The 21760-nt window shown below is 68.6% G+C and carries 18 protein-coding genes and 4 pseudogenes; 11 read left to right on the plus strand and 11 right to left on the minus strand.

Translation table 11 applies throughout. The annotated features are described in order from the left end of the window. Window positions 1-98: 98 nt before the first annotated feature. From ACIPEK_RS40280 to ACIPEK_RS40290, 3 genes are all read right to left on the minus strand, one after another. Window positions 99-428 carry an antibiotic biosynthesis monooxygenase family protein gene (locus tag ACIPEK_RS40280; protein WP_402007072.1) on the minus strand — a complete coding sequence of 110 codons (330 nt, stop codon included), beginning with the start codon at window positions 426-428 and terminating at the stop codon, window positions 99-101. A gap of 116 nt (window positions 429-544) precedes the next feature. Beyond that, window positions 545-907, minus strand: a complete 363-nt coding sequence (locus tag ACIPEK_RS40285) for a helicase associated domain-containing protein (RefSeq protein ID WP_402007042.1) — start codon at window positions 905-907, stop codon at window positions 545-547. 358 nt (window positions 908-1265) lie between these two features. Beyond that, entirely contained in the window at window positions 1266-1763 is a 498-nt protein-coding gene (locus ACIPEK_RS40290; RefSeq protein ID WP_402007044.1) for a nucleoside deaminase, read from the minus strand. Between the two features lie 376 nt (window positions 1764-2139). On the opposite strand from ACIPEK_RS40290, the gene ACIPEK_RS40295 reads away from it, so the two are divergent. Beyond that, the gene (locus ACIPEK_RS40295; protein WP_402007046.1) at window positions 2140-3420 is read left to right on the plus strand and encodes an amidohydrolase family protein; all 1281 of its coding nucleotides are present in this window, start codon (window positions 2140-2142) and stop codon (window positions 3418-3420) included. A gap of 116 nt (window positions 3421-3536) precedes the next feature. Further along, on the plus strand, window positions 3537-4841 hold the full coding sequence (locus ACIPEK_RS40300) for an amidohydrolase family protein (protein WP_402007048.1): 1305 nt from the start codon (window positions 3537-3539) through the stop codon (window positions 4839-4841). A gap of 371 nt (window positions 4842-5212) precedes the next feature. Here the strand turns inward: ACIPEK_RS40300 and ACIPEK_RS40305 are convergent, their stop codons facing one another. The 5 genes from ACIPEK_RS40305 to ACIPEK_RS40325 form a co-directional block, all read right to left on the minus strand. Continuing rightward, window positions 5213-5998: an ankyrin repeat domain-containing protein gene (locus ACIPEK_RS40305; protein ID WP_402007050.1), complete on the minus strand. Its 786-nt coding sequence runs from the start codon at window positions 5996-5998 to the stop codon at window positions 5213-5215. A 523-nt stretch (window positions 5999-6521) separates the two neighbouring features. Next, window positions 6522-7022 (minus strand): nucleoside deaminase, encoded by a 501-nt coding sequence (locus ACIPEK_RS40310; RefSeq protein ID WP_402007052.1) that lies wholly within the window; start codon window positions 7020-7022, stop codon window positions 6522-6524. A 121-nt stretch (window positions 7023-7143) separates the two neighbouring features. After that, on the minus strand, window positions 7144-7614 hold the full coding sequence (gene cynS, locus ACIPEK_RS40315; protein WP_402007054.1) for a cyanase: 471 nt from the start codon (window positions 7612-7614) through the stop codon (window positions 7144-7146). Window positions 7615-7679: 65 nt separating this feature from the next. Then, window positions 7680-8270: a carbonic anhydrase gene (locus ACIPEK_RS40320; protein WP_402007056.1), complete on the minus strand. Its 591-nt coding sequence runs from the start codon at window positions 8268-8270 to the stop codon at window positions 7680-7682. Between the two features lie 375 nt (window positions 8271-8645). After that, a complete protein-coding gene (locus ACIPEK_RS40325) occupies window positions 8646-9359 on the minus strand; it encodes a GntR family transcriptional regulator (protein WP_402007058.1) in 714 nt (237 codons plus the stop codon). Between the two features lie 207 nt (window positions 9360-9566). Here ACIPEK_RS40325 and ACIPEK_RS40330 point away from each other — a divergent pair, with 207 nt between their 5' ends. Beyond that, window positions 9567-10835, plus strand: a complete 1269-nt coding sequence (locus ACIPEK_RS40330; RefSeq protein WP_402007060.1) for an amidohydrolase family protein — start codon at window positions 9567-9569, stop codon at window positions 10833-10835. Then, the gene (locus ACIPEK_RS40335) at window positions 10832-12337 is read left to right on the plus strand and encodes an APC family permease (protein WP_402007062.1); all 1506 of its coding nucleotides are present in this window, start codon (window positions 10832-10834) and stop codon (window positions 12335-12337) included. Before ACIPEK_RS40330 ends, ACIPEK_RS40335 begins: the two co-directional genes overlap by 4 nt. Window positions 12338-12629: 292 nt before the next feature. Here the strand turns inward: ACIPEK_RS40335 and ACIPEK_RS40340 are convergent. Continuing rightward, window positions 12630-12803, minus strand: a pseudogene (locus ACIPEK_RS40340) (IS110 family transposase); the annotation flags it as partial. Between the two features lie 369 nt (window positions 12804-13172). On the opposite strand from ACIPEK_RS40340, the gene cynR reads away from it, so the two are divergent. The 3 genes and pseudogenes from cynR to ACIPEK_RS40355 all read left to right on the plus strand — a co-directional run bounded on the left by cynR (window position 13173) and on the right by ACIPEK_RS40355 (window position 16158). Beyond that, window positions 13173-14081: a transcriptional regulator CynR gene (cynR, locus tag ACIPEK_RS40345; protein ID WP_383081772.1), complete on the plus strand. Its 909-nt coding sequence runs from the start codon at window positions 13173-13175 to the stop codon at window positions 14079-14081. A gap of 825 nt (window positions 14082-14906) precedes the next feature. Further along, a pseudogene (locus ACIPEK_RS40350) lies at window positions 14907-15083 on the plus strand (IS5/IS1182 family transposase); the annotation flags it as partial. 481 nt (window positions 15084-15564) lie between these two features. Continuing rightward, on the plus strand, window positions 15565-16158 hold the full coding sequence (locus ACIPEK_RS40355; protein WP_402007064.1) for an isochorismatase family protein: 594 nt from the start codon (window positions 15565-15567) through the stop codon (window positions 16156-16158). Window positions 16159-16439: 281 nt separating this feature from the next. On the opposite strand, the gene tnpA is transcribed toward ACIPEK_RS40355, so the two are convergent. Further along, a complete protein-coding gene (tnpA, locus tag ACIPEK_RS40360; RefSeq protein ID WP_402007066.1) occupies window positions 16440-16850 on the minus strand; it encodes an IS200/IS605 family transposase in 411 nt (136 codons plus the stop codon). Between the two features lie 26 nt (window positions 16851-16876). Between tnpA and ACIPEK_RS40365 the strand changes: the two are divergent. From ACIPEK_RS40365 to ACIPEK_RS40380, 4 genes and pseudogenes are all read left to right on the plus strand, one after another. After that, window positions 16877-18227, plus strand: a pseudogene (locus ACIPEK_RS40365) (RNA-guided endonuclease InsQ/TnpB family protein). A gap of 309 nt (window positions 18228-18536) precedes the next feature. Beyond that, complete coding sequence (locus ACIPEK_RS40370; protein WP_402007074.1) at window positions 18537-19460, plus strand: LLM class F420-dependent oxidoreductase; 924 nt, start codon at window positions 18537-18539, stop codon at window positions 19458-19460. Between the two features lie 136 nt (window positions 19461-19596). Next, the gene (locus ACIPEK_RS40375; RefSeq protein ID WP_402007068.1) at window positions 19597-19851 is read left to right on the plus strand and encodes a hypothetical protein; all 255 of its coding nucleotides are present in this window, start codon (window positions 19597-19599) and stop codon (window positions 19849-19851) included. Between the two features lie 610 nt (window positions 19852-20461). Then, window positions 20462-20983 (plus strand): hypothetical protein, encoded by a 522-nt coding sequence (locus ACIPEK_RS40380; protein WP_402007070.1) that lies wholly within the window; start codon window positions 20462-20464, stop codon window positions 20981-20983. A gap of 133 nt (window positions 20984-21116) precedes the next feature. Here ACIPEK_RS40380 and ACIPEK_RS40385 read toward each other — a convergent pair. Further along, a pseudogene (locus ACIPEK_RS40385) lies at window positions 21117-21466 on the minus strand (IS630 family transposase); the annotation flags it as partial. Window positions 21467-21760 lie beyond the last annotated feature (294 nt).

Here is a 21760-nt window from a genome sequence, read left to right on the forward strand (position 1 = left end):
CTCTCCATGACCTACGAGTTCGAGGTGTAAGGGCTGTCCCGTAACTGTTCCGACCGTGATGCGAAGACGCTGCTGAAGCTGTTCGCACACAGTCTTGTCTACGCGCTTGTCGGCGCCGCTTGCTGCACGACCTCGAAGGACCACAGTGCGGACCCGCTCGCCGCCGGCTTGGGGCGCTCGCTGCTTTCCGCGTCACCGCTCTTGTGGGCTGTCTTCATGGGGCCTTCCATCCAGGCTTGGAAGGACTCTTCGTCACGCCACCGCGTGTAGACGAGGTAGTTATCGGTGCCTTCGACGGGGCGGAGGAGTTCGAACCATTCGAACCCGTCGGAGTTCTCCACTGCATGGGCACGGGAGGCGAAGCGCTTCTCCAGCGTCTCCCGCTGCTCGGCGGGGACGGTCAGTAGGTTGATCTTGACTACGCTCATGACCTCATCCTGCCGCACGGCGGTCGGCAGGATGAGGAGCGGCTCGTACATGATGCGGTTTTGCGGGGCGCAGCCCGGATCGGGGCCGGGGCCGGGGCACGTGACGGTGTCCCTACCTACGCCGCCCAGCCGAGCCCGAGTTCGGCGAGCTGCTGGAGCTTGTCAGGGGTGAGCTTGCTGCGCCTGCTCTTGAGGTTCATGACCCAGACGCCGAGCTTGACCTGGGTCCCGTCTGGCAGAACCTCGACGTTGAAGCGGCTTATGGGCCCCACGGAGCCGGTGCGGACTTTGTACTGGCGGGGAGGGCTGCTACGCCCCGCTCGAAGGCGCCAGACGCCCGTACGCGCCTTCGCCGGGGCCACTGCCGGGGCGGGGAGCGGTTCGATGCCGAGCTGTTTCAGGAGCTCGCGTTGCTTCGGCAACAGGCCCGCCCAGGCCACGTGTTCATGCTGCCGCTCCAACCAGCGCCCGACGGCCATGCCGTGGAACGGGGTGAAAGCCGGGCGCAGTCCGCCCGCTGCCCGCGGGTGACAACCAGGGACAGCGGGCGGCAGCGGCCGTCCGCGCCCAGGTGGAGCTCGCTGGTGAGCCCACCGCGCGAGCGGCCCGGTCCCTCACTTCCCGCATCACCTCCACCAGGCGGGCGAGCAGGCTCTGCCAGGGTGTTTCGCCCTGGTGTTCTGGTGTTTCGGCCCCCCTTGGCGCACGGGCCGGCGGTGGGTTGGTGCGGGCGCGTGCTGCGGGATGATGAGGACGCACGGTGGCGGTGGAGCCGGCCGGGACCCCCAGTCGATTTCGCCTGTCGCGTCTGCTGCGGCCTGGATCTGGGCAGCCCTCTCAGCGGGGTGGCAGGTGGAAAGCGCGGTGCATTTCCCGCAGACGGTCGGCCAGAGCAGGGACAGGGCCCTGGATCACGAGGCCGGGTGCCACGTCCTGTACTGCCAAGGAACGCACCGGTGATGACGGTACGTCCAGCTCGGTGAGCCACTGTGTCAACTGGGCCGCGGAGTGGGCGTAGACGATGCGGCCGAGGCCGACCCAGCCGTGTGCGGCCGAGCACATGGGGCAGTGCTCGCCGGAGGTGAAGACGGTGGCCGCGGCCCGCTGGGCCGCCGTGAGGTGCACGGCGGCCCAGCGGGCCAGTTCGAACTCCGGATGCCGCGTGCTGTCGCCGAGACTGCGCACGCGGTTGCGGTCTTCGGCGAGGATCTGGCCATCGGCACTCACCAGGACGGAGCCGAACGGCTGGTCCCCGGCCCGCAGTGCCTCGGCCGCCAGCTGGACGGCCCGCTCCAGGTGCTGGTGCTCCACGCCGGTCAGTTCGGCAGAAGACAAGACTCGCTCCTTACGTGTACGGGATCACCCTCGCCCTCAGGGGGAGGCTCCACGGCACCCACCGTGCCAGGCCGTGGTCTGAGGCGTCCAAGAGATGTCAGCCATCGCAGCCATCGGCGGCGTCTATCGCCGCGCGGTGCCGGCAGTTCGGCTACGGCCCCTCGGCGGTGGCGTGCGAGCGTTCCTGCACCCGGGCTGCGGTACGTGTCGAGCAGTACCTCGCCACGAATCTGTATACCAAAAGATGTGCGGCGAGTGGTGCTGAGCTGCTGCGTGTCGAGCGTTTACAGGTAAGAAATACGCGAGGCCTTGTTCCGTGCTCATATTTGGTATACCAATTAGCCCTCATTGGACATCGAGCGTCGAGGAGCCCTGCATGTGTGTCGATCCCGCCCCGCCCCCGCCCGGTCGTGTCACCCGTCGCGGCGTCCTCGCCGGGGCCGCCGCTCTGGCGGGTACCGCAGCGGCCCTGTCGGCAGCTTCGTCCGCGGCGGCGCACGGGCGCGCTCCCGGGAGGACGGCCGCTTCTGCGGGTGACCTGGTCGTCGAGGGCGGCACACTGCTCGATCCGGCGACCGGTGAGGTCATAGCGGACGCGGTCGTCGTGATACGTGACGGTCGGGTACACGCGGCCGGGGCGCGGGCACGGGTCGAGGTCCCCGACGACGTGCCCCGCCTCGACGCGCACGGCCGCTGGGTGCTGCCGGGTCTCGTGGACGCGCACATCCACCTCAACACCGCCGCCGAGGCGCGTGAAGCGGTCCGCAAGGGTGCCACCAGCGCTCGCAGCGGTTCCACGAACTTCTACCAGGACCTTGCCGTGAGGGAGTTGGCCCGCCAGGCCCCGGACCTGGCTCCTCGGCTGCGGGCCGCGGGCGTCTTCGTCACGCCCGACCTCGGCGACACCCTCCTGGCCGACCCCGACCTCACGGCGCTGGCACGTCTGAAGGACGGGGTGCGTTCCGCCGAGGCGCTGCGCCGCGTCGTCGGGGTCAATCTCGCCCGCGGCGCCGACGTGATCAAGACACGGGTCAACGAGCGCGCCGGCCTGCCGGAGCAGGACCCACTGGCGCAGGTCTACTCGTACGAGCAACTCTCCGAGGTCGTGCGTGCGGCGCGGCGCGGCGGCAAGGGCGTGCTGTGCCACAGCTACAGCGAGCGTGGCTGCGACGACGCGGTCCGGGCAGGCGTCCGCTCCCTGGAACACGGGGTGTTCGTGAGCGAGCGGACGCTGCACGACATGCGGCGCAGAGGCACCTGCTTCACACCGACACTGACCGCCATCGCCGGGCTCGCCGACTCGCCGAACCCGGTACTCGCCGAACGCGGACGCACCTACCTGCCCATTCTGAAGGAGGCGGTGAGGGCTGCGCACCTGCTGGGCGTCCCGCTGGCGGCGGGCACCGACTCCTCCGGCGGTGAGACCGAACCCATCGGACGCGAGGTGGAGTTGATGCATGCGGCAGGCCTTTCGGCGCTCGACGCGATCCGCACCGCCACGACCGGAGCAGCCCGGCTCCTCGGCCTCCAGGAGGCGGCGGGCCGTCTCGCGCGCGGCTTCTCAGGAGATCTGATCCTGGTGGACGGCGACCCGCTCGCCGACGTGTCCGTGCTCAAGACACCCCTACGCGTGGTGCGCTCGGGCAGGGCGCTCTAGTCGTGCCGGTTCTTCGTTCACGGATCTGAAGCCCTTGTGTTCCTGCCGAACGGTCCTCGCTCACGGCCCGCCGCGGCACCTGTCCCCGTCCTTTCTGCTCAGTCGAAGGAGTCCCCATGACGCCCCCTCCCTCTCCGCTGTCCCGGCGTGGTGTCCTCGCCGGCGCCGCCTCTCTGGCGGGCACCGGTGTCGCACTGTCCGCGGCCGCACCCTCGGCCCGAGCCGATTCCCGGAGCCGGCCCAACAACGCGGCGATCTTCCGTGATGTGCGGCCCTTCGGCGCGACCAACCCCGTGGATCTCACCGTCGTCGACGGCCTGATCACCCGCGCCCGGGCCCCCCGAGGCGCCAAGGTGATCGACGGCGGAGGCCGTATCGCCCTGCCGTCCCTCGTGGACGCGCACATCCACCCCGACAAGACGACGTGGGGCGGTCCATGGGTCTCGCGCAGGCCGGCGAACACCATCGCCGACTTCGCCGCCCAGGACGTGGAGCTGTTCCGCAGTCAGCGCCGGCCGGTGGCCGAGCGGGCCCACGGGCTCATGGCGCACGCCGTGACTCGCGGGACGCGGGCCATGCGGGCCCACGCCGACATAGCTCCGGCCTACGGTCTCACCTGCGTGGAAGGTGTCGCGCAGGCACGCGAACGGCTCGAGCACGCGCTTGACGTGCAGATCGTGGCCTTCCCGCAGCACGGCATCGTCCGCGCTCCTGGCACGGCGGCACTGCTGAAGGAGGCGGCTCGCAGCGGACTCGTGGACATGATCGGTGGGATCGATCCGATCAGCTTCGACGAGGCCCCGGACGAGCAGTTGGACATCGTCTTCGACCTCGCGGACCGGTACGGCATCGGCGTGGACATCCATCTGCACGACCGGGGCGAGACGGGCCTGACGGTGCTGCGCGGCATCATCGACCGCACCCGGGCTCTGTCCCTCCAGGGCAAGGTGACTGTCAGCCACGTCTTCTGCCTGCCAGGTCTCTCCGACACCGAACTGGCGAAAATGGCGGAGCAGCTGGGCAGCCTGGACATCGCCCTGACCACCGTGGCGCCCAACGAGTCGCTCGTCCTGCCGATTGCGAAGCTGCGGGACCACGGCGTGCGGGTCGGGCTCGGCTCGGACGGAGTACGCGACTCCTGGAGCCCGTTCGGAAACGCGGACATGCTGCACCGGGCACACCTGCTCGGCTGGGTCACGGACGTGCGCCTCGACAAGGAACTGGCGGCCTGCTACGAGGTGGGCGCGCACGGTGGTGCCGACGTCATGCGACTGCCCCGTGCCGACCTCTCCCCGGGCTCCCCGGCCGACTTCGTCCTGATGCGCGCCGAATGCCTGCCGCAGGTCGTGGTGGACATGCCGACGCGCGACATGGTGGTGCACGGCGGGCGGGTGGTGGCCCGGGACGGCGAACTGGCCTAACGGCTTGTTCTGCGTTTCCGCCCCGGCGGCGACCCGTCGTATCGGTACGCGCACAACGTGACGGGATGCCCGGCGCAGGGAAGACTCAGCGACTCGTGGATGCCGGGGCGGATGTGGAAGGCGCGGGAGGGTGTACGCGACGGCAGGCACCGGCTGGACGGGAGAGGACAGCCGGTACGTGCCGTCACGCCGCGGAGTGAGTTCTTGCGCCAGGCCGTCGGGGGTGCGCGCAGCCGAGGAAGCACGCCTGGCGGCCCACAGGCCCACCATTGCCGCACCTGAGGAGGCCTCAGGCCTTGAAGGCCGGACTGGTACGGGCGGAAGGTGCGCGAGCGGGTGCCACAGAACCCTGTGGCCGTTTGTCGGTGTTCTCACTGACCCAGCAGTTGCGCGATCTCGGTGTAGCCGTGTCGCCGGGCGTGCTGGAGTGGGCTGACACCGTTCCTGTCGGTGATGGAGCGGTCGGCTCCTGCGTCGAGGAGCAGTTTGACGACCTCCTGGTGGTCCTGGCCGCCGTTGCCGAGGATGACGGCCTCCAGGAGCGCGGTCCAGCCGAGGTTGTTCACGTGGTTGATATCAATGTCGATCTCCGGGTTGGTGGTGACCTCCCGTACGTATTCGGCGTGGCCTCGTTCCGATGCGGGGATGAGGGAGGTGCCGCCGTACCGATTGACGACGGTGTAGTCGGGGTGGGCGGCGGTCAAGGTCCGGGCCATGGCGGCGTTGCCGGTCACTCCGGTCACCAACCACGGCGTGTCGTGCTGCTGGTCGAGCGCGTCAGGGTCTGCTCCGGCCTTGATGAGGGTCTCGGACGCCTCGACGTGGTTGCCGGTGACCGCCAGCAGGAGCGGGGTCCGGCGGTTCTCGTCGCGGGTTTCCACATCGGCGCCGCGTCGGAGGGCCTCGCGCACGGCGTCCGTGTCACCGGAGCGTGCCGCTTCGAGGAGGTCCGGACCAGTGGCCGGTTCTGCGGGGGAGTGCGCCGTGGAAGGCGAACGTGCCGGAGACTTCGCGGGTGAGGGGGTACCGGCCTTGGCAGGGGTGGAACGCTGTTGGGCACTGTTGTTGCTGCCGGATTGAGTGGTGCAGGCGGTCGTGACTGCGAGCACGCCCGCCAGTGCCGTGAACAGGCGGGTGGAGCGTCGTAAAGGTGTCATTTATCCTCTTTCGGCTTGAATGGCCACCGGTTCCCATGCCCTTCGACGGGCGGGAAGCGGCAGCACCGCGGGACGCCGGGCGGAAGCAGGTGATCTGCACCATCCACTCTCACGTCGCGCGCGGGCGCCGCGGTGGGTGAAGTGGCTCGGCGAGCGGAGCAGTGCGGTGGGCTGTCGTGTCGGCCGAACGGTTGATGTGCCGGGTCCGCAGGCAGGACGGGGCATCATCGGTGGGCGTGCGGCGCGGCCGTGTCGCGGTGCCTGGGCTGTCGGCCTTGGCCGACGCAGGCCGGCGGCACCGTGCCGGAATGCGCGGTCGGCTGTCCGGCAGGGGCGGAGGGCGCGGACGGCGGCGTCGAGGCGCTGAGAGGGGGAGGGGCGCGACGACGGACGGCGGGCCGGGGCGCAGGAACGGGAAAGGGAGCGCAAGGCGCTCGGGCGCCGCGGACGCCGAAGCGACCACAGCGCCGGAACGCGAACGGAGACGTCGGGCTGATGCGCTGCACGTGCGGCCCGTCGCGTCCTACGCTGTGGTCGGTGCCCCGGTGATACGCCGATTGCCGCCGTTGTGCTTGTGCCACAGCCGGTAGACCTCGACGGCCGAGTCCCACGGCTCGTGGCGCATCGGCAGGCGGCGCTCGGTGTAGTCCTTGGCGAACTCGTCGTAGAGGGTGTCGAGTTCGAAGTACTTGCGGTCGTCCACGTAGTGCGGCTCGTAGGCATCGCGGGTGGTGAGGAAGACGACCTCGTCGGGGGAGCAGTAGTACAGCGAACCCAGGCACATGGGGCAGGGGTGGGCGAGCACATAGATGGTGGCACCGACCAGGTGCTCCGTGCCGAGCTTCCTGCAGGCCTCGCGGATGGCGAGGATCTCCGCGTGTGCGGTGGGGTCGGAGGTCTGGGCGACCTTGTTGGGGCTTTCGGCGAGGATCTCGCCGTCCTTGACGATGACGGTGGCGAAGGGGCGTCCGCCCTCTTCGACGTTCTGGCGGGCGATGTCGATGGTGCGCTGGGCGAAGTCCATGCGGAGACCTCCGGTGGAAGGGAGGCGCCTGGTGGGCAGGCGGTGTCCCGGGGGAAGAGAGGGGGGCGGGCTGGAGGGAACCGTGTCGCGCTCCGGCCCGCCGCAACCCATGGGTGGATCGTCAGAAGGGCTTGGTCGGAAGGTACTTGCCGTCGAGTGTGATGACGGCACGCTCGCCGCCCTCCGGATCGGCGACCTTCTTCACATCCAGCTTGAAGTTGATCGCGCTGATGATGCCGTCTCCGAACTGCTCGTGGACAAGGGCCTTGAGAGTGGTGCCGTAGACCTGGAGCATTTCGTAGAACCGGTAGATGGTCGGGTCGGTCGGGACTCCGCCGGGGATCGATCCGCGGGTCGGGATCGTCTGCAGCAGCAACACCGCGTCGGCATCCAGGCCCAGCAGCTCCGCGACGGCGTTGGCGGCCTTCTCCGGCAGAGCGTGCTGGCCGAGCGCCGCCGCGGTGACGAAGGCGACCGACAGGCCTGCGGCATCGGCGATCTGCCGCCAGGTCAGGTCCTTGCGGGTCTTGGCCTCGACAGCGGTGACGGCGAGGATCTGGCGCGCGGTGGGGTCGAACTGGGCGTGTGTCATGAGAGGGACTCCATTTTGCGGTACCGGCCTTGAGGAGCGGCCGGCGAGTTCGGTGGGGTGGTGGGTCATGCCGCAGCCGCGGGGTCGTCGATCGTCTCGATGGCTCCGGTTGCGATGTCGAATATCCAGCCGCGCAGGGTGAGCGTCCGGTTGGCCATGGTGCGAGCCACCGACGGGTGGGTGGCCAGGTTCTGCAGCTGCGCGAGGACGTTGGCCCGTACCAGGGTGGCGACTTCGGGCGTGCCAGGTTCTGCAGCTGCGCGGGCGGTCGCGGCGTCCGCGTGCCGCAGCCAGCCGGCGATCACCGGCGTGGCGCTGAGGTCGTGTTCCTCGGCCAGGGCGGTCATGGCTCCGCACGCGGAGTGACCGCAGACGACGATGTCGTTCACGCCCAGCACGGCGACGGCGTACTCGATGCTTGCTGCGACACCGTCCGGTCCCGAAGCGTAGGCCGGGACCAGATTTCCCGCGGTTCGGACGACGAACAACTCACCCGGTTCGCTCTGCGTGATCAGCTCGGGTACGACCCGGGCGTCGGAACAGCCGATGAACAGCGTCTTCGGCCGGTGTGTCGTGGCCAGACGCGCGAACAGTGTCGCCTTGGCGGGAAAGACATCGCGGCGGAAACGCGCGGGGCCTTCTGTGAGGTCGTACACAGTCACTCCCTTCGGTGGTTGCCGGCCCGATGGGCTGACGAAGTTCACCATGCATGAGCGGTCCCTATAGTGTCCAAGTCTTGATATCCATAATTTCGATCGATCGCATCTATAGTTCGCTGCAGGGGGCCTGTCGGGGGGATCCGATACTGGGTGCAGGGTCGCCCGGGTGCCGTGACCGGCTCGAACCGGGAAGGCTGTGGCATGCTGTGCTGCCGCTCCGCGCCGGAGAGTCCTTCTGGCTGCCGCGCAGGCAACGCGGCAGGAGCGGCGCGAAAACCGGATGGCAGCCCGGATGCGTGACGGCGGTGCCCGGCAGGCTGCGGCGTGGACGACCGCGAGTGCGCCGGCTTCCCTGTCGCAGGGAGCGCTGGGTCAGGACGGCGTCGAACTGTCCCGGTTCTCGGTGGTGCCGGCGGCCAGATAGCGCATTGCGGAGGCGCGCGTGCCCGCCACGTGGGCGCGGGCCAGCTCTTCCGCCTTCAGTTCGTCGTGGTCGCGGATGGCTTCGTGGAGCCGCTCGTGTTCGCCGCATATCGGGTCGCCGTCGTTCAGGGCGGAGGTGAGGCGGAACAGGCGCCGCAAGCGCGAGTCGAGGGGGCTCATCAGGTCCTGCAGCAGAGGGTTCCCGGAGGCTTCGACGATCTGCTGGTGGAAGTCGGCGTTGTGGGCGACCACCTCGCGCAGCCGACCCGCTTCGGCGGCTTTGCGGCTGAGGAGCAACAGACGCTCCATGTTTCGCAGCTGGGCGTCGGTGGCGCGGCGGGCGGCCAGGCCGGCCGCGAGGCCCTCCAGCTTTTCGCGTACGTCGAAGAGGTGCTCGGCGTCGTCCGTCCCGAAGCCGGCGACCAACGAGCCGCGCCGGGGCTGCGTGATGAGGAATCCCTCCGACTCCAGTTGCTGCATCGCCTCCCGCAGCGGGATCCGGGACACCCCGAGCTCCTCGGCGAGTTCCCGCTCCACCAGGCGATGTCCCGCCGGGTACTCGCCCTCGATGATCCGCTCGCGCAGCTCCACAAACACCCGGTCCCGAAGGGACTGGTGGGTGTCGCCGATCGAGGCGCGACGGTCAGAGTGGCGGGTGGTCATGGATTCGGCTCCGTATGCGGTGGGCGGGACCGAGGGTGGGGCCCGGGTACTTCTGATCATCGCAGAACGGGAAAACTTTTCCGGCAACCGTTGCTTGGTATTCGGTATACCAGATAGCTTGTCGATGCTCGTCGCCCATCAGTATCTTCCCGGCCACAGCCCGTGGTGAGGGGCGGCGTGAGACGCACGAACAGTTGGAGGAACACCGTGTCGCTGTATGCCGACACCCAGCCGACCCCACCCGCGCCGACCGTCCTCGTGGACGCCACCCTGGCCGACGGCCGCCGGGTCGACGTCTTCCTGGGCGACGGCCGTATCACGGCCATCGAGGACCATCGCGCGGGACCCCGGGACTCCCGCGCGGAACATGACGGCGCTGTCCGCCTCGACGGCGCCCTGCTGCTGCCCGCTCTGGTCGACGGGCACGCCCACCTGGACAAGACCCTGCTCGGTGCCCCCTGGCAGCCGCACCGGGCCACGGCCACCCTGCGTGAACAGATCGCCAATGAACGGGCCCTGCGCAAGGAGACAGGTATCCCGGTCTCCGCACGCGCAGCCGCCCTGGCCGAGCGTATGGTGACGCTCGGCACCGGTCACGTCCGCTCGCACGTCGACATCGACCCGGACGTCCGGCTGGACGGCCTGCACGAACTTCTCAGCGTACGTGAGCAGTTCCGCGACCGGCTCGGCATTCAGCTGGTCGCCTTCCCGCAGAGCGGGGTGGTGACAGCGCCGGGCGTCGCAGATCTGCTCGATGCCGCCCTCGCCGAGGGTGCCGACCTGATCGGCGGGCTCGACCCGGCAGGCTTCGACGGGGACGTCGACGGCCAACTGGACATCGTCTTCGGTCTGGCAGAGCGCCACGGCGCGGGCATCGACATCCACCTGCACGACGGCGGCGAGACCGGCACCTTCCAACTGCGCGCCGTCGCCGAGCGAACGGCCGCCCTCGGGCTGGAAGGCGCCGTCACCGTGAGCCACGCCTACGCGCTCGGCGACGTCGACATGGCCGAACTGGACTGCACAGCTGCTGCGTTGGCCGCGGCAGGAGTCGCGATCATGACCAATGGACCGCGCCACTCCATGCCTCCCGTACTGCGCCTGCGCGACCACGGCGTGCGGGTCTTCGCCGGCTCGGACAACATCCGCGACTCCTGGTGGCCCTACGGCACCGCCGACATGCTCGAACGCGCCACCATCATCGGCCTCCAGGGCGGCCTGATGACCGACGACGAACTGCGGTACGCGGCCTCGCTGGCCACCGACCAAGCCGCAGCCGCACTGGGCCTGAGCGACTACGGCCTGGCACCGGGTAACCGTGCCGACCTGGTCGTGATCGCAGCGGGCGGCGTACCGGAAGCCGTGGCCGCCCACCCGCAGCGTTTGCTGGTGCTCCACGGAGGCAGGATCGTCGGCCCCGCACCTCACCCCGCCTTCCCGGCCGACGGTGCCCCCGACCTGCGAGGAGAGCGATGAGCGCCCAACCGCGCCCGACGGCCGTAACGGGCTCGTCCGACACGGGCACACCGGCCTCCGCCGGTCCCGACGGCGCTGCCGGCACACGCCTTGCCGCCGGCCAGATAGGCACCTTCGACATGGTCTTCTTCGTCGTCGCGGCCGCCGCACCGCTCACTGTGCTGGCGGGAGTGGCCCCTTTCGCCATTGGCATCGGCGGCCCGGGAGCCCCGCTCGCCTACTTGATCTCCGGCGTGCTCCTGGTGCTCTTCGCTGCCGGATTCACCGCAATGAGCCTGTACGTACGCAACGTCGGCGCCTTCTACGCCTACGTCGCCCGCGGTCTCGGCCGCACCCTCGGTGTCGGCATTGCCTACGTGGCCGTCACCTCCTACAACCTCATCACCCCCGGAGTCGCCGCCGCCTTCGGCTACTTCGCCGCCGGAGCGATACACGACGCCACCGGAACGGAAGTCCCCTGGTGGCTGCTCTCCGCCGTCTGTGCCATTGCCGTGGGAGTGCTGGGCTGGCTCAGGGTCACACTCAGCGCCAAGGTCCTCGGTATCGCCCTGGTGCTCGAGGTGCTTTCCCTGCTCGTCCTGGACGGCGGTATTCTGGGTGAGCGTGGTACTGCTGCTCTCGACCTGGGCTCCTTCGACCCCACCACACTCGTCGGCGGCGGAATCGCAGGCATGTTCGTGCTGGTCATCGGAGCCTTCACCGGCTTCGAAGCGACCGCGATCTACGCCGAGGAAGCCCGCGAACCACGCCGCACGGTACCGCGCGCCACCTTCATCGCCATCGGCTTCCTCGCCCTCTTCTACGCCGCGGGTGTCTGGCTGCTCATGGGCGCCTTCGGTACGGACGAGGCCGTGGCGATGGCCCGTGCCGCAGCCGGCCCCGATCTCACCTTCAAGGCGGGTGAACTGTACGTCGGTGCGTGGCTGGCCGACACCATGCACGCGCTCATCATCGTCAGCGCCTTCGCCGCCACCCTCGCCTTCCACAACGCCGCCGCCCGCTACCTCTACGCGCTCGGCCGTGAAGGACTCTTGCCCCGACACCTGGGCCAGGCCTCTGCACGGCACGGATCCCCAGGCGGGGCGGTGATTGCCCAGACGGCCTTCAACCTGCTGGTCGTCCTGGCCGGTGCCGTACTTGCCGCCGACCCCTATACCGTGGTCTTCCTGTGGACCAACAGCACCGCAGTCCTGGGCATCATGCTCATGCAGGCCATGGCCGCACTTGCGGTCTGGGCCTTCTTCCGCCACGACCGGCGCGGCATGTCCGCGGCCCGCGTGGTCTGGGCGCCGCTTGTCTCGTTCGCCGGACTCGCCCTGCTGACCGTCCTGGCCGTCTTCCACTTCGACCTGCTGACCGGTGAGACAGGGCTCGTGAATGTCGTGCTCCTGGCGCCGCTGCCCCTGGTCCTTGTGGCCGGTCTGTATGTCGCGCTGCGTATCCGCCGGGGTGATCCCCAGCGCTACGCATCGCTGACCACGACCGACGTGGAGAAGGACTGAAGCCGGGACCGCTTGGCAGCCGGGTCGGTCTTGCCGCGTTGTCAGGCGCCTCGGCCCACGCCTCGCCGGCTTGCTCCTGAGTACCAGGTGATCCGCATCAGCCGAACCGGTCGGCACAGGTTCCGCGAGGAGACGGGCCCAGTGCCATGGGCGGAGCCGAAACACCTGGGTTCCGGCTGCGTTGCCGCGCGGCAACGCAGCCGGAACCACCATCACCCGCTGTACGGCGCATGAGCAGCGCGGCAGATCGAACGCACCGGCCCCGTGACCATCGGCTCAGCCGGTGCCCTTCCCGGTCCACGATGACGGGGGCGGTACCGAACAGGGCGGTCAGCGTTCCGAAGACGGTCCGAAGTTTCGGTTCGCTGTCGGGCAGCCGCCCGTCGAAGACCTTCTTGCCGGCCGGAGTGAGCCCATGGCCGTGCTGAGCGGCCGTGTTGATGTTCAGACCGAGAAGGACACCTATGTCGTCGTGTAGTGCAGCTCAAATTCCCGAACTCCGGGCTCGTGCTGTGCGGGACCGGTCATCGGAGCTGTACACGCGCACCCACGTGATGCAGACCTGCTGCCCTCGGACGGCCGGGGCATTGCGCCCGGCCGGGCGATAGCCAGACCTCTCACCAGCATCGCCAACGGCACCATCCGAGACCGGTGACACCACCTCCAGGTCTTCGCTGCGACAGTGGGCAACAGCCATGCCGGGGGCCGGTGGCCCTCTCGCAGGACCGCGCATACACATCGGGGCAGCGGACACCGGGGCTCTCCCGAGGCAGAAGTTCATAGATGAAGGAGCGCATCAGTGGGAGTGGTGATTGGTCCGCTCTATACTCCACACATGGGTCCGGAACTACGCCACCTCCGCTACCTGATCGCGGTGGCCGAGCACGGCAATTTCACGCGCGCCGCCGATGAACTGCGTATCTCGCAGCCGACGTTGTCGCAACAGATCAAGCAGCTGGAGAGAGTTGTCGGCGTTCAACTGCTCGACCGCAGTGGCCGCAGCGTCCGCCCGACCGATGCGGGCGAGGTCTATGTGCGCTATGCGCAGCGCGCCCTCCGGGAGCTGGCAGCGGCGGACCGTGCCGTCCTCGACGTGGCTGACCTCTCCCGCGGGCATCTGCGCCTGGCGATGACGCCGACCTTCACCGCCTATCTCATCGGCCCTCTCGCGCAGGAGCTCCACACCCGCCACCCCGGCGTCACCCTGGAGGTGCGGGAGATGACGCAGGACCGCATCGAAGCGGGCCTTCTGGCCGACGAACTGGACCTCGGCATCGCATTCGAGGGAACCCATCTGCCCGGGGTCGTCGCAACCGCGCTCTTCACCGAGACTCTCAGCCTTGTCGTCACCACGCGTCGTCCCGATACGCGCAGTGAGTTGCCGTTGCCGGTGAGTGACCTTGGCGGGCAGCAACTCGCCCTCCTCAGCAGCGACTTCGCCACCCGAAGCCACATCGACAACTACTTCGCTCAGCATCACATCAGCCCGCCGATCGCTGTGGAAGCCAACAGCATCCAGGCTCTGACCGAGATCGTGCAGCGCACCGGCCTGCTGGCCACCGTGCTTCCCGACGCCATCACCGACGACCACCCCCATCTCACCCCCATTTCCATCGACCCCCCGCTCCCCACCCGCGTCGCCACCTTGCTGCGCAGAGACAGCGCCTACGAGAGCGCCGCCGCACGCGCCTTCATTCGGCTTGCCCGTGACGTGGTCCAGGAACGCGGCTACACACCGGCCTGACGCCGGACTCCACGAGCGCGAGGACAGTCTCCTCGGCCAGGAACTCCCGGGCGCAGGCGTAGCACCGCTGTCACCCCAGCGGCCAGTCCGGATTCCAGTACGGGGCGATCGCCGCCAAAGCCCCGCCCGCCTGGCGCGGCCGGCGCACCGCGACACAGCAGGTTGGGGCAGCGCGGCGGCGTGGGGTGGCGGCCCCGTTGCGGTGACCGACGACGGCCGGGTCGGACTCTCCACCGACTCGCACTTCGGACTGCAGAAGTGGCTGCTCGACCACAACCGGTGCCTGTTCACCGGCGAATCCGACCCGGGCGCCGATGTCTCGGTCAGCGTGGACGGCCGAGTCGCCCTGTTCAGCATCCCCGAAGGCGAGTCGGTGGGCGTCGCCTGCCCGCCCCCGGGCCGGGCCGGCGGCGCCGTGCAGCTACGCCCGTCCTGGGTCGGCGACCCGCCTCATCGAGGACGCCCGCACAGCCGACACCATCATGAACCGCCCCGCCGTCCTTCTCGACACCGGTCGGCACGCCGACGCCTGGGACCAGCTCCAGATGGGTCGGGCAGCGGCCCCGGCTGCAGGCGGCATCCCCGCCTGCAGCCCCTGTGGCGTCGGGCCGGCGCGCTCGAAGTTCTCGCCGCCGCGGCTGGACCGCGAAATGGCGAGCGTGCGCCTGGCAGTCCTCGCCCAGCGGATCCACCCCGCACCTCCCCCATCTTACCAACTTGCCTTTTCTGGTGGGTGGTTGAGGGTGAGGGTGGTGTGTGGGCGTAGAGAAGCACCTGGTGGACGAGTGACTGTCGCGTCCATGCCGTCCTACCAGGAGCTTCTGCGTGCTTGTCCACCCAGCCGGCGTCGATCCGTCTACCTCGGTCCAGCGTTTCCCGGCCGGCGAGCTGGCCACACGCAACCGCGAGCAAGGCACGCGCCGACGTGGGCTGCCTGCCGGGCGACAGGCGCTGCTGACCCTGGCCCATCTACGGTGCGTCCATGCCTACGCTCAGCTCGCGGACTCCCTCCAAAGGAACAGAGAGACGTTCTTGACACGTCGGCGTCGAGCCCGCAGCTGCGCGGCCTCAACTCCCGAGCAGACTCTGAGCTGTGCCCCGCGAATCGTTCCTGCGGTGAACCTTGTCGGCCGTACGGATGACCGCAGGCCGCGCTCCGCCCAGGAGGCAGGCGGCGGCCGGTATACCCGGGGAATGATCAAGAACCTGGTACGCAGAATCGGGGCTCTCTCGTCGTCGGTACGTGGGGGAGCGGGCGGCGACGAAGCTGCGCCGGTAGCTGGCCGCCCATGAGACGGAGCTTCACACGCTGAGCGTCATTGCCGACAGACGGTGGCGGACACCGTCGCCTCCTGCACCCCGGCCGCGCACCACAAGCTCCCGTCCCGGAGTGCCCGGCATCATCGGGTGCCCGCGGCTTGTGCCGGATCAGGTTTCCGAAGCGGTTCTTTCCTGTGTTCCACAATCCTGAAAGGTGTTCGTGATGAGCCGAGGGCTGATCGTGGTGGATGTGCAGAACGACTTCTGCGAAGGAGGTAGCGTTCCCGTCGCAGGAGGCGCGCGGGTCGCCTCGGCGATCGCCGATCTGGTCGACCGGAGCGCAGGCGGTGACTACCAGTACATTGTGGCCACCCGGGATCATCACATCGATCCGGGCAGCCATTTCTCCGAGAACCCGGACTTCCAGGACAGCTTCCCCGTCCATTGTGTGGCAGGGAACGAGGGCAGTGAGTTCCATCCCCACTTCGCACCCGTCGTCACGGACGGCAAGGTGCACGCCGTTTTCTTCAAGGGCGCCCACTCTGCCTCCAAGAGCGGCTTCGAAGGCGCGGACGCGGAGGGAACGTCCCTCGCGGACTGGCTGCGTGCCCGCGGGGTCCAGGACGTCGATGTGGTGGGCATCGCGACGGATCACTGCGTGCGTGCGACCGCGCTGGATGCCGTTGCGGCAGGATTTCGCGCACGGGTGCGTCTCGACTACTCGGTCGGCGTTGCCCCGCACACAACAGCTGCCGCGCTGAACGACTTCCGCAAGGCAGGAGTTGCGGTATCCGGTGAGGTGCCGGTTCCGGAATAGTCCTGGCACCGGTTCGAGGCGCGACTTGCACCGGTGTCCCGCCGGCCCGGCGGAGGTCACGTCGACTTGATCACCGGGTTCGACCTGAAGAAACGGGTCGGGCGTGGGCGGTTGACCGGCTCGGGTATTTGCCCGCCGGGCTCGGCGCGGCACGGGCAAAGTCGTGGGTGGCCGGTCGGGTCCGCGACCACAGCGGAACCTGCGTCGCGCCGCCGCCGGGCCGGGGGCCTCACCGCCCTCCTCGGCCAGGTCGAGCGCCGCTCGCTCTGATCGCCGACGAATCACTGGTCGCACTCCGGGCGGTCGCGGCCCTGGAACGCGTCACCGAGCGGGTGGTGACTGGCGCCGCGTTCAGCATCGACCCGTTGACGGACCGCAGTGGACCACCGTCGCCCAGGCTCCAGGGGGGCAGCGATCAGGCCGCCCGCGGATACGCCCTGGGGGGAGTTGACCAGCTTGGATAGGGTCACCTTGGGCGGGAAGTTCACCAGGAGGTGGACGTGGTTGCTCTCGCCGTTGAATTCGATCAGCTCGCACTCGGAGTCGGTGCGCACCGCCCGCATGATGTCCTCCATCCGCTTGAGGTGCGCGTCGCTGAAGACCTGGTGCCGGCACTTCGTCACGAAAACCAAGTGGGCATGGAGGGCGAAAGTGCAGTGCCGACCAGTTCTGATGTTCTGCATGTAAGCCATAAACCGGGTATGCAGGGTGAGTTGTCATGCAGCTTCGCTATTCCTTCCGTATTGAGCCGACGCAGGGGCAGCGTATGGCGTTGTCGCGGGCGTTCGGTTGTGCGCGGGTGGTGTGGAACGACTGTCTGCGGGCGCGGCGGGACGCCCGCGCCGCGGGCGAGCCGTTCTTGAAGTCGGCGGAGTTGTCGAAGCGGTTCATCACCGAAGCGAAGAAGACCACCGGGCGTGGCTGGCTGGGTGAGGTGTCCGCTGTGGTGCTGCAGCAGTCGCTGCGGACCTGGATGCGGCGTACTCGAACTTCTTCGCTTCGTTGAAGGGCACGCGCAAGGGGCGGCCGAGGGTTGCCGGGCCCCGGTTCAAGTCGAAGCGGGACAACCGGCAGTCGGTCCGCTTCACCGCGAATGCCCGCTGGTCGATCACCAGGGACGGGAAGCTGAACCTTCCCAAGATCGGGCCGGTGAAGGTGCGCTGGTCGCGTCGGCTTCCGTCCGTGCCGTCCACGGTGACGGTGATCAAGGATGCGTCCGGCAGGTACTTCTGCTCGTTCGTCGTGGAGACCGACCCGGCAGAGGAGTTGCTGCCCGCGCTGGAGACGGATCAGGGCATCGACCTGGGCCTGACCCACTTCGCCGTCATGGCGGACGGCTCCCGCGTGAAGTCACCCCGGTTCCTGCGCCGGGCGGAGAAGAAGCTGAAGAGGGAGCAGCGTCGGCTGTCTCGTAAGGCGAAGGGGTCGAGGAACCGGAGCAGGCAGCGGATCAAGGTGGCCCGTGCTCATGCGAGGGTGGCCGATGCGCGCAGGGACTTTCACCACAAGCTGTCCACGAAGCTGATGCGCGAGAACCAAGCTGTCAGCGTGGAGAGCCTGAACGTGAAAGGGCTCGCCCGCACCCGCCTGGCGAAGTCCGTGCACGACGCGGGATGGTCCTCCTTCGTGACCATGCTGGACTACAGGGCGACCCGGTATGGGCGCACTCCGACCAAGGTGGACCGCGCCTTCCCGTCCTCGCAGGTGTGTTCCGCCTGCGGTTACCGCGACGGACCTAAACCGTTGCACATCCGGGCATGGACCTGTAGCGGGTGCGGCACCCGGCACGACCGGGACCACAACGCGGGCCAGAACATCAAGCACGAAGGACGGCGCATCCGCGCCGCACAACAGGCTGTACCACCCACCCCCGGACCGGGGGCCCTCGCCCGGCAACGGACCAGGTAAACGCCTGCGGAGCGCACGTAAGACCAGGAATCGTCCCGGCAGCACGCACAACCCCCACCCATCGGGTGGGGAGGAACCAGGAACCCGCCTCAAGGCGCACCGCACACACGGACACCAGGGAGCGAATCCCCCACACTCATGCGGGGGAGGAGGTCAATTGATCGTAAGAGTGATCAATCTCCCTGCACTGCACCGACGTTGCCGCAGGTCAATATAAAGCTGTGGCGAGGAGCGTCACCAGGTGGGCGTTGGTGGGGTGGGCTGCCGGGCCGGTGGGACATGAGGACATCCGACTCACTCGGCGGGCAGGTCCGGGTGGGTGGCGATTCGCTCCGGAAGTGGGTGGCGACTTCTCGGATGCGGGATGTGATGGTGGCCAGGCGTCCGCGGCCACCGCGTATACACAGCTGACATGAAGCTGTCACATATGAACCGGAATGCCCAGCCGCCTACCGATGGTTTGCAGTGACATGACTGTAGGAGTTGCGCTCAACGCTACCGATGCCGGTAACCAGATCGACGCCACTGTGCGCCTCGCCAGGGAAGCCGCGACCGCGGGGCTGCGATCCGCCTGGTTCGGGCAGACTTTCGGTGCCGATTCACCTCAGCTCGCGGCGATCGTCGGGCGTGAGGTGCCAGACCTGCACGTGGGCACGTCCGCGATCCCTGTCTTCGGACGCCATCCGTTGCTCGTCTCCAGCCAGGCCCAGACCGCGCAGGCGGCCACGCACGGCCGATATCACCTCGGACTCGCGCTCGGCACCAAGCTTCTGACCGAGGCCGGCTTCGGCATCCCGTTTGAGCGGCCCATTGCCCGGTTGCGTGAATTCCTCATCGCACTAAGGCAGTTGACTGAGACCGGCGCCGCCGACTTTCGCGGCGAGCTGCTGACCGCGACCACGCCGATCCCTGCGCGCGTGCCGGGCGCCGAGGCCGGCGTGCCGCTCCTCATCGCCGCGATGGGTCCGCAGGCGCTGCGTGCCAGTGGTGAGTTGGCGGACGGGATCCTGCCTTATCTCGCCGGGCCCCGCGCCCTGGCTGAGCACATCGTCCCGGCCGTCACCGCGGCGGCGGAGGCCGCGGGCCGGCCCACGCCCCGGATCGTGGCACTTGTGTCCGGGGTGGTGACCGATGACGTCGACTCCGTGCGCGAGAAGGCCACGGAACAGCTCGCGTTCTACGAGCAGATCCCGTCCTACGCGCGGGTCATCGAGCTCTCTGGCGGCAAGCGGGCCGCTGACGTGGCCGTGATCGGCGACGAAGAGACGGTCGCTGCCGAGGTGCGCCGCTACCGGGACGCCGGGGCGACGGAGGTGGTGTTCTCAGGGACAGAAATCGCAGGGGATGCCGATCGGCGCCGCACCTGGGCCCTGCTGGGGGAACTGGCGGACTGAATGTCCCTGGCCGGAATCAATGCAGCCACGCCTGCCGTGTGGATGCCTCAGCTCGATACTGGGCTGTGCACTGAATCGGGAGTGGACTGTCCGGAGAAAGGAGACGAAGGCGGGCCTGGCCGAGAACAAGCCGCTGATGCGCGGCCTGTTCATCGACCACGCCGACGACGCGCGGATCTGGGACCACCAGGACCAGTTCCTGCTGGGCTCGGCCCTGCTGGATGCCCCGGTCACCGAGCCGGGCGCGAGGCGCCGCAGCGTGTCCTGCTGGCGGGTGACTGGATCGACGTATGGACGGGCGAGGCGCTCACAGGCGGCCGCGTCGTCGAACGGGAGGCGCCGCTCGGCACCATCCCCGTCTGCGCGACGGCCGAGCGCTGGCCGTCCCTGAAGCCGCCCTTCTCCGAACTCGCCTGATCCCGCACGGAGAAGAGCCCATCGGGAGGGGCGGAGACGGCACCTGACGGCCTGTCGCCTCCCCTTCCGTCCTCGTGGTAGCGCGCAGTTCGGTGGCGTCCAGACGGTCACGTGTGTGTCGGTCGCGGTGACGAAGCCCGTGCCGAAGACGACGCCTTTCCTGCGCTGCAGAGCGGCGCACGGCGACCCGGCGCGTCCGAGGGTGAAGCCCCGCCCGCGGGATCGCCGGCGGCACCCGCCCTGTCCGCGTACTCCTCCTGCTCCCGCATCAGCAGCGGCCCGTTCCCGAAAGACGCTCGCGTCAGTCACATGCGATGTATGGCGTGAGTCCTGAGCCACAGACGAATCAGGCAGAGGTCGACAGGCGCCTCGCCTGGCGTTCCCCCACAGGTCAACGGCCTGGACACATAGAACCCGTGAGCCGGCAGTTGGCTCCCTGCCGAGCGGCAATCAGTCCACAGGGGTCGGCCGCGTCTGCCTGGCCCGTCACCGATTGGTCTGTCCGTACCGTCTTCCGGCTCGCCACAGGCACTGGATACTCTCTGCGCGACGCAGCACGCGCCAAGGCTTACCGGGGGACGGTTATGAAGCGCATGATGGGCGTGACAGGGCTGGCGATCGTGACGCTGTGCGTGACGGGCTGCGCCGGGAACGGGGGCCCGCCCGAGAACAGGGCCAGTGGGAGCCCCACTGAGGTCCGCTCCGACTCGGCCAGGTCGACCCCTGGCGCCACACCCGCACCGGGTACGTCAACGAGCGCACCGTCCCCGGAGCCGGACACCGTTCTCGTCACCTTCACCGAAAGCGGCGGCATCGACGGAAGGCACAACTCCCTCGTCATCTATGGTGACGGCAGATACCTTGCCGTCACCCCAAAGAGGAAGAACCGGTCTGGCCGGATGAAGTCGGGTGAACTCGCCGAACTCCGCGCCGCGCTGGATAAAGTGGACTTCTCCCGACTGCCCTCCCGGCCGACCGGCCCGACCGTGTTCGACGGCATTACCCGCGTGATCGTGCACGACGGCCACACGTCCGTCGACAACGGCGGCATGTCGTCGGCCGGAGCCTTGGCAGAGGTGTACAAGGCACTGCCGCCGATACCTTGAGGTGACTTGCCTCATCGGAAGACGCTCACGCTGTCGGCCGTTCTCGCCGCCCTGGTACCGGAGGGTCCATGGGGCGATCTCGCTCTTTGACCCGGAAGGTTGCCGGGTTTCCTGGCCAGGCCGCGTTGGCGAGTGGGCGTCCTCCCCAGTGGATGCCCTTCTCGGAGCGTATGCGGACGCGCTCCTTGTGCTGGGCGGCCAGAACGTCGGGGTGGCGGGCATTGGCGTTGCGCCAGCGCAGGTAGCCGTGCAGCCGACGGGGCCGGACAGTGTGGTTCGGGTGGTTGGAGTTGGCCAATGTGAACTGCCTGAGCAGCCCGAAGTACGCCTCGATCGGCTTGGCCCAGGAGGCGTTCGTCGGAGTGAAGCACAGCTTGACCTTGTTCTTCCGTGCCCACTGCCGGATAGTGCTGCCCTTGTATGCGGAGAGGTTGTTCGTGATCAAGTAGATGGGGCGCCGTTCGGCCGCGCAGCCCGGATCGCTGCCACCTCTGACCGTTCCCTGGACAGCTGGATCGTCCCCGTGGACCCAGCTGTCTCGCGTATGACGGCCATCGTCCTTGCGGAAATCCTTGACCTGGGCGGAGCGTTCGCCGAATGGAGACGCCTCGTCGGTTGGCCTATGTGCAGGGGTGGTTTGGATGACAGCGGCCGAGCGCCGAGAAACATGACGTCTGCATCATCTCAGAGGGCGTTCGATAGGGGAACCCCCTATCTGTCCGATCTGCGCTGCGGCGAGACGGACTTGTTTCCATGATCTCGTAGCGCGACACCTGG

The sequence above is a fragment of the Streptomyces sp. NPDC088246 genome, assembly GCF_044741025.1.
Taxonomy (GTDB): domain Bacteria; phylum Actinomycetota; class Actinomycetes; order Streptomycetales; family Streptomycetaceae; genus Streptomyces.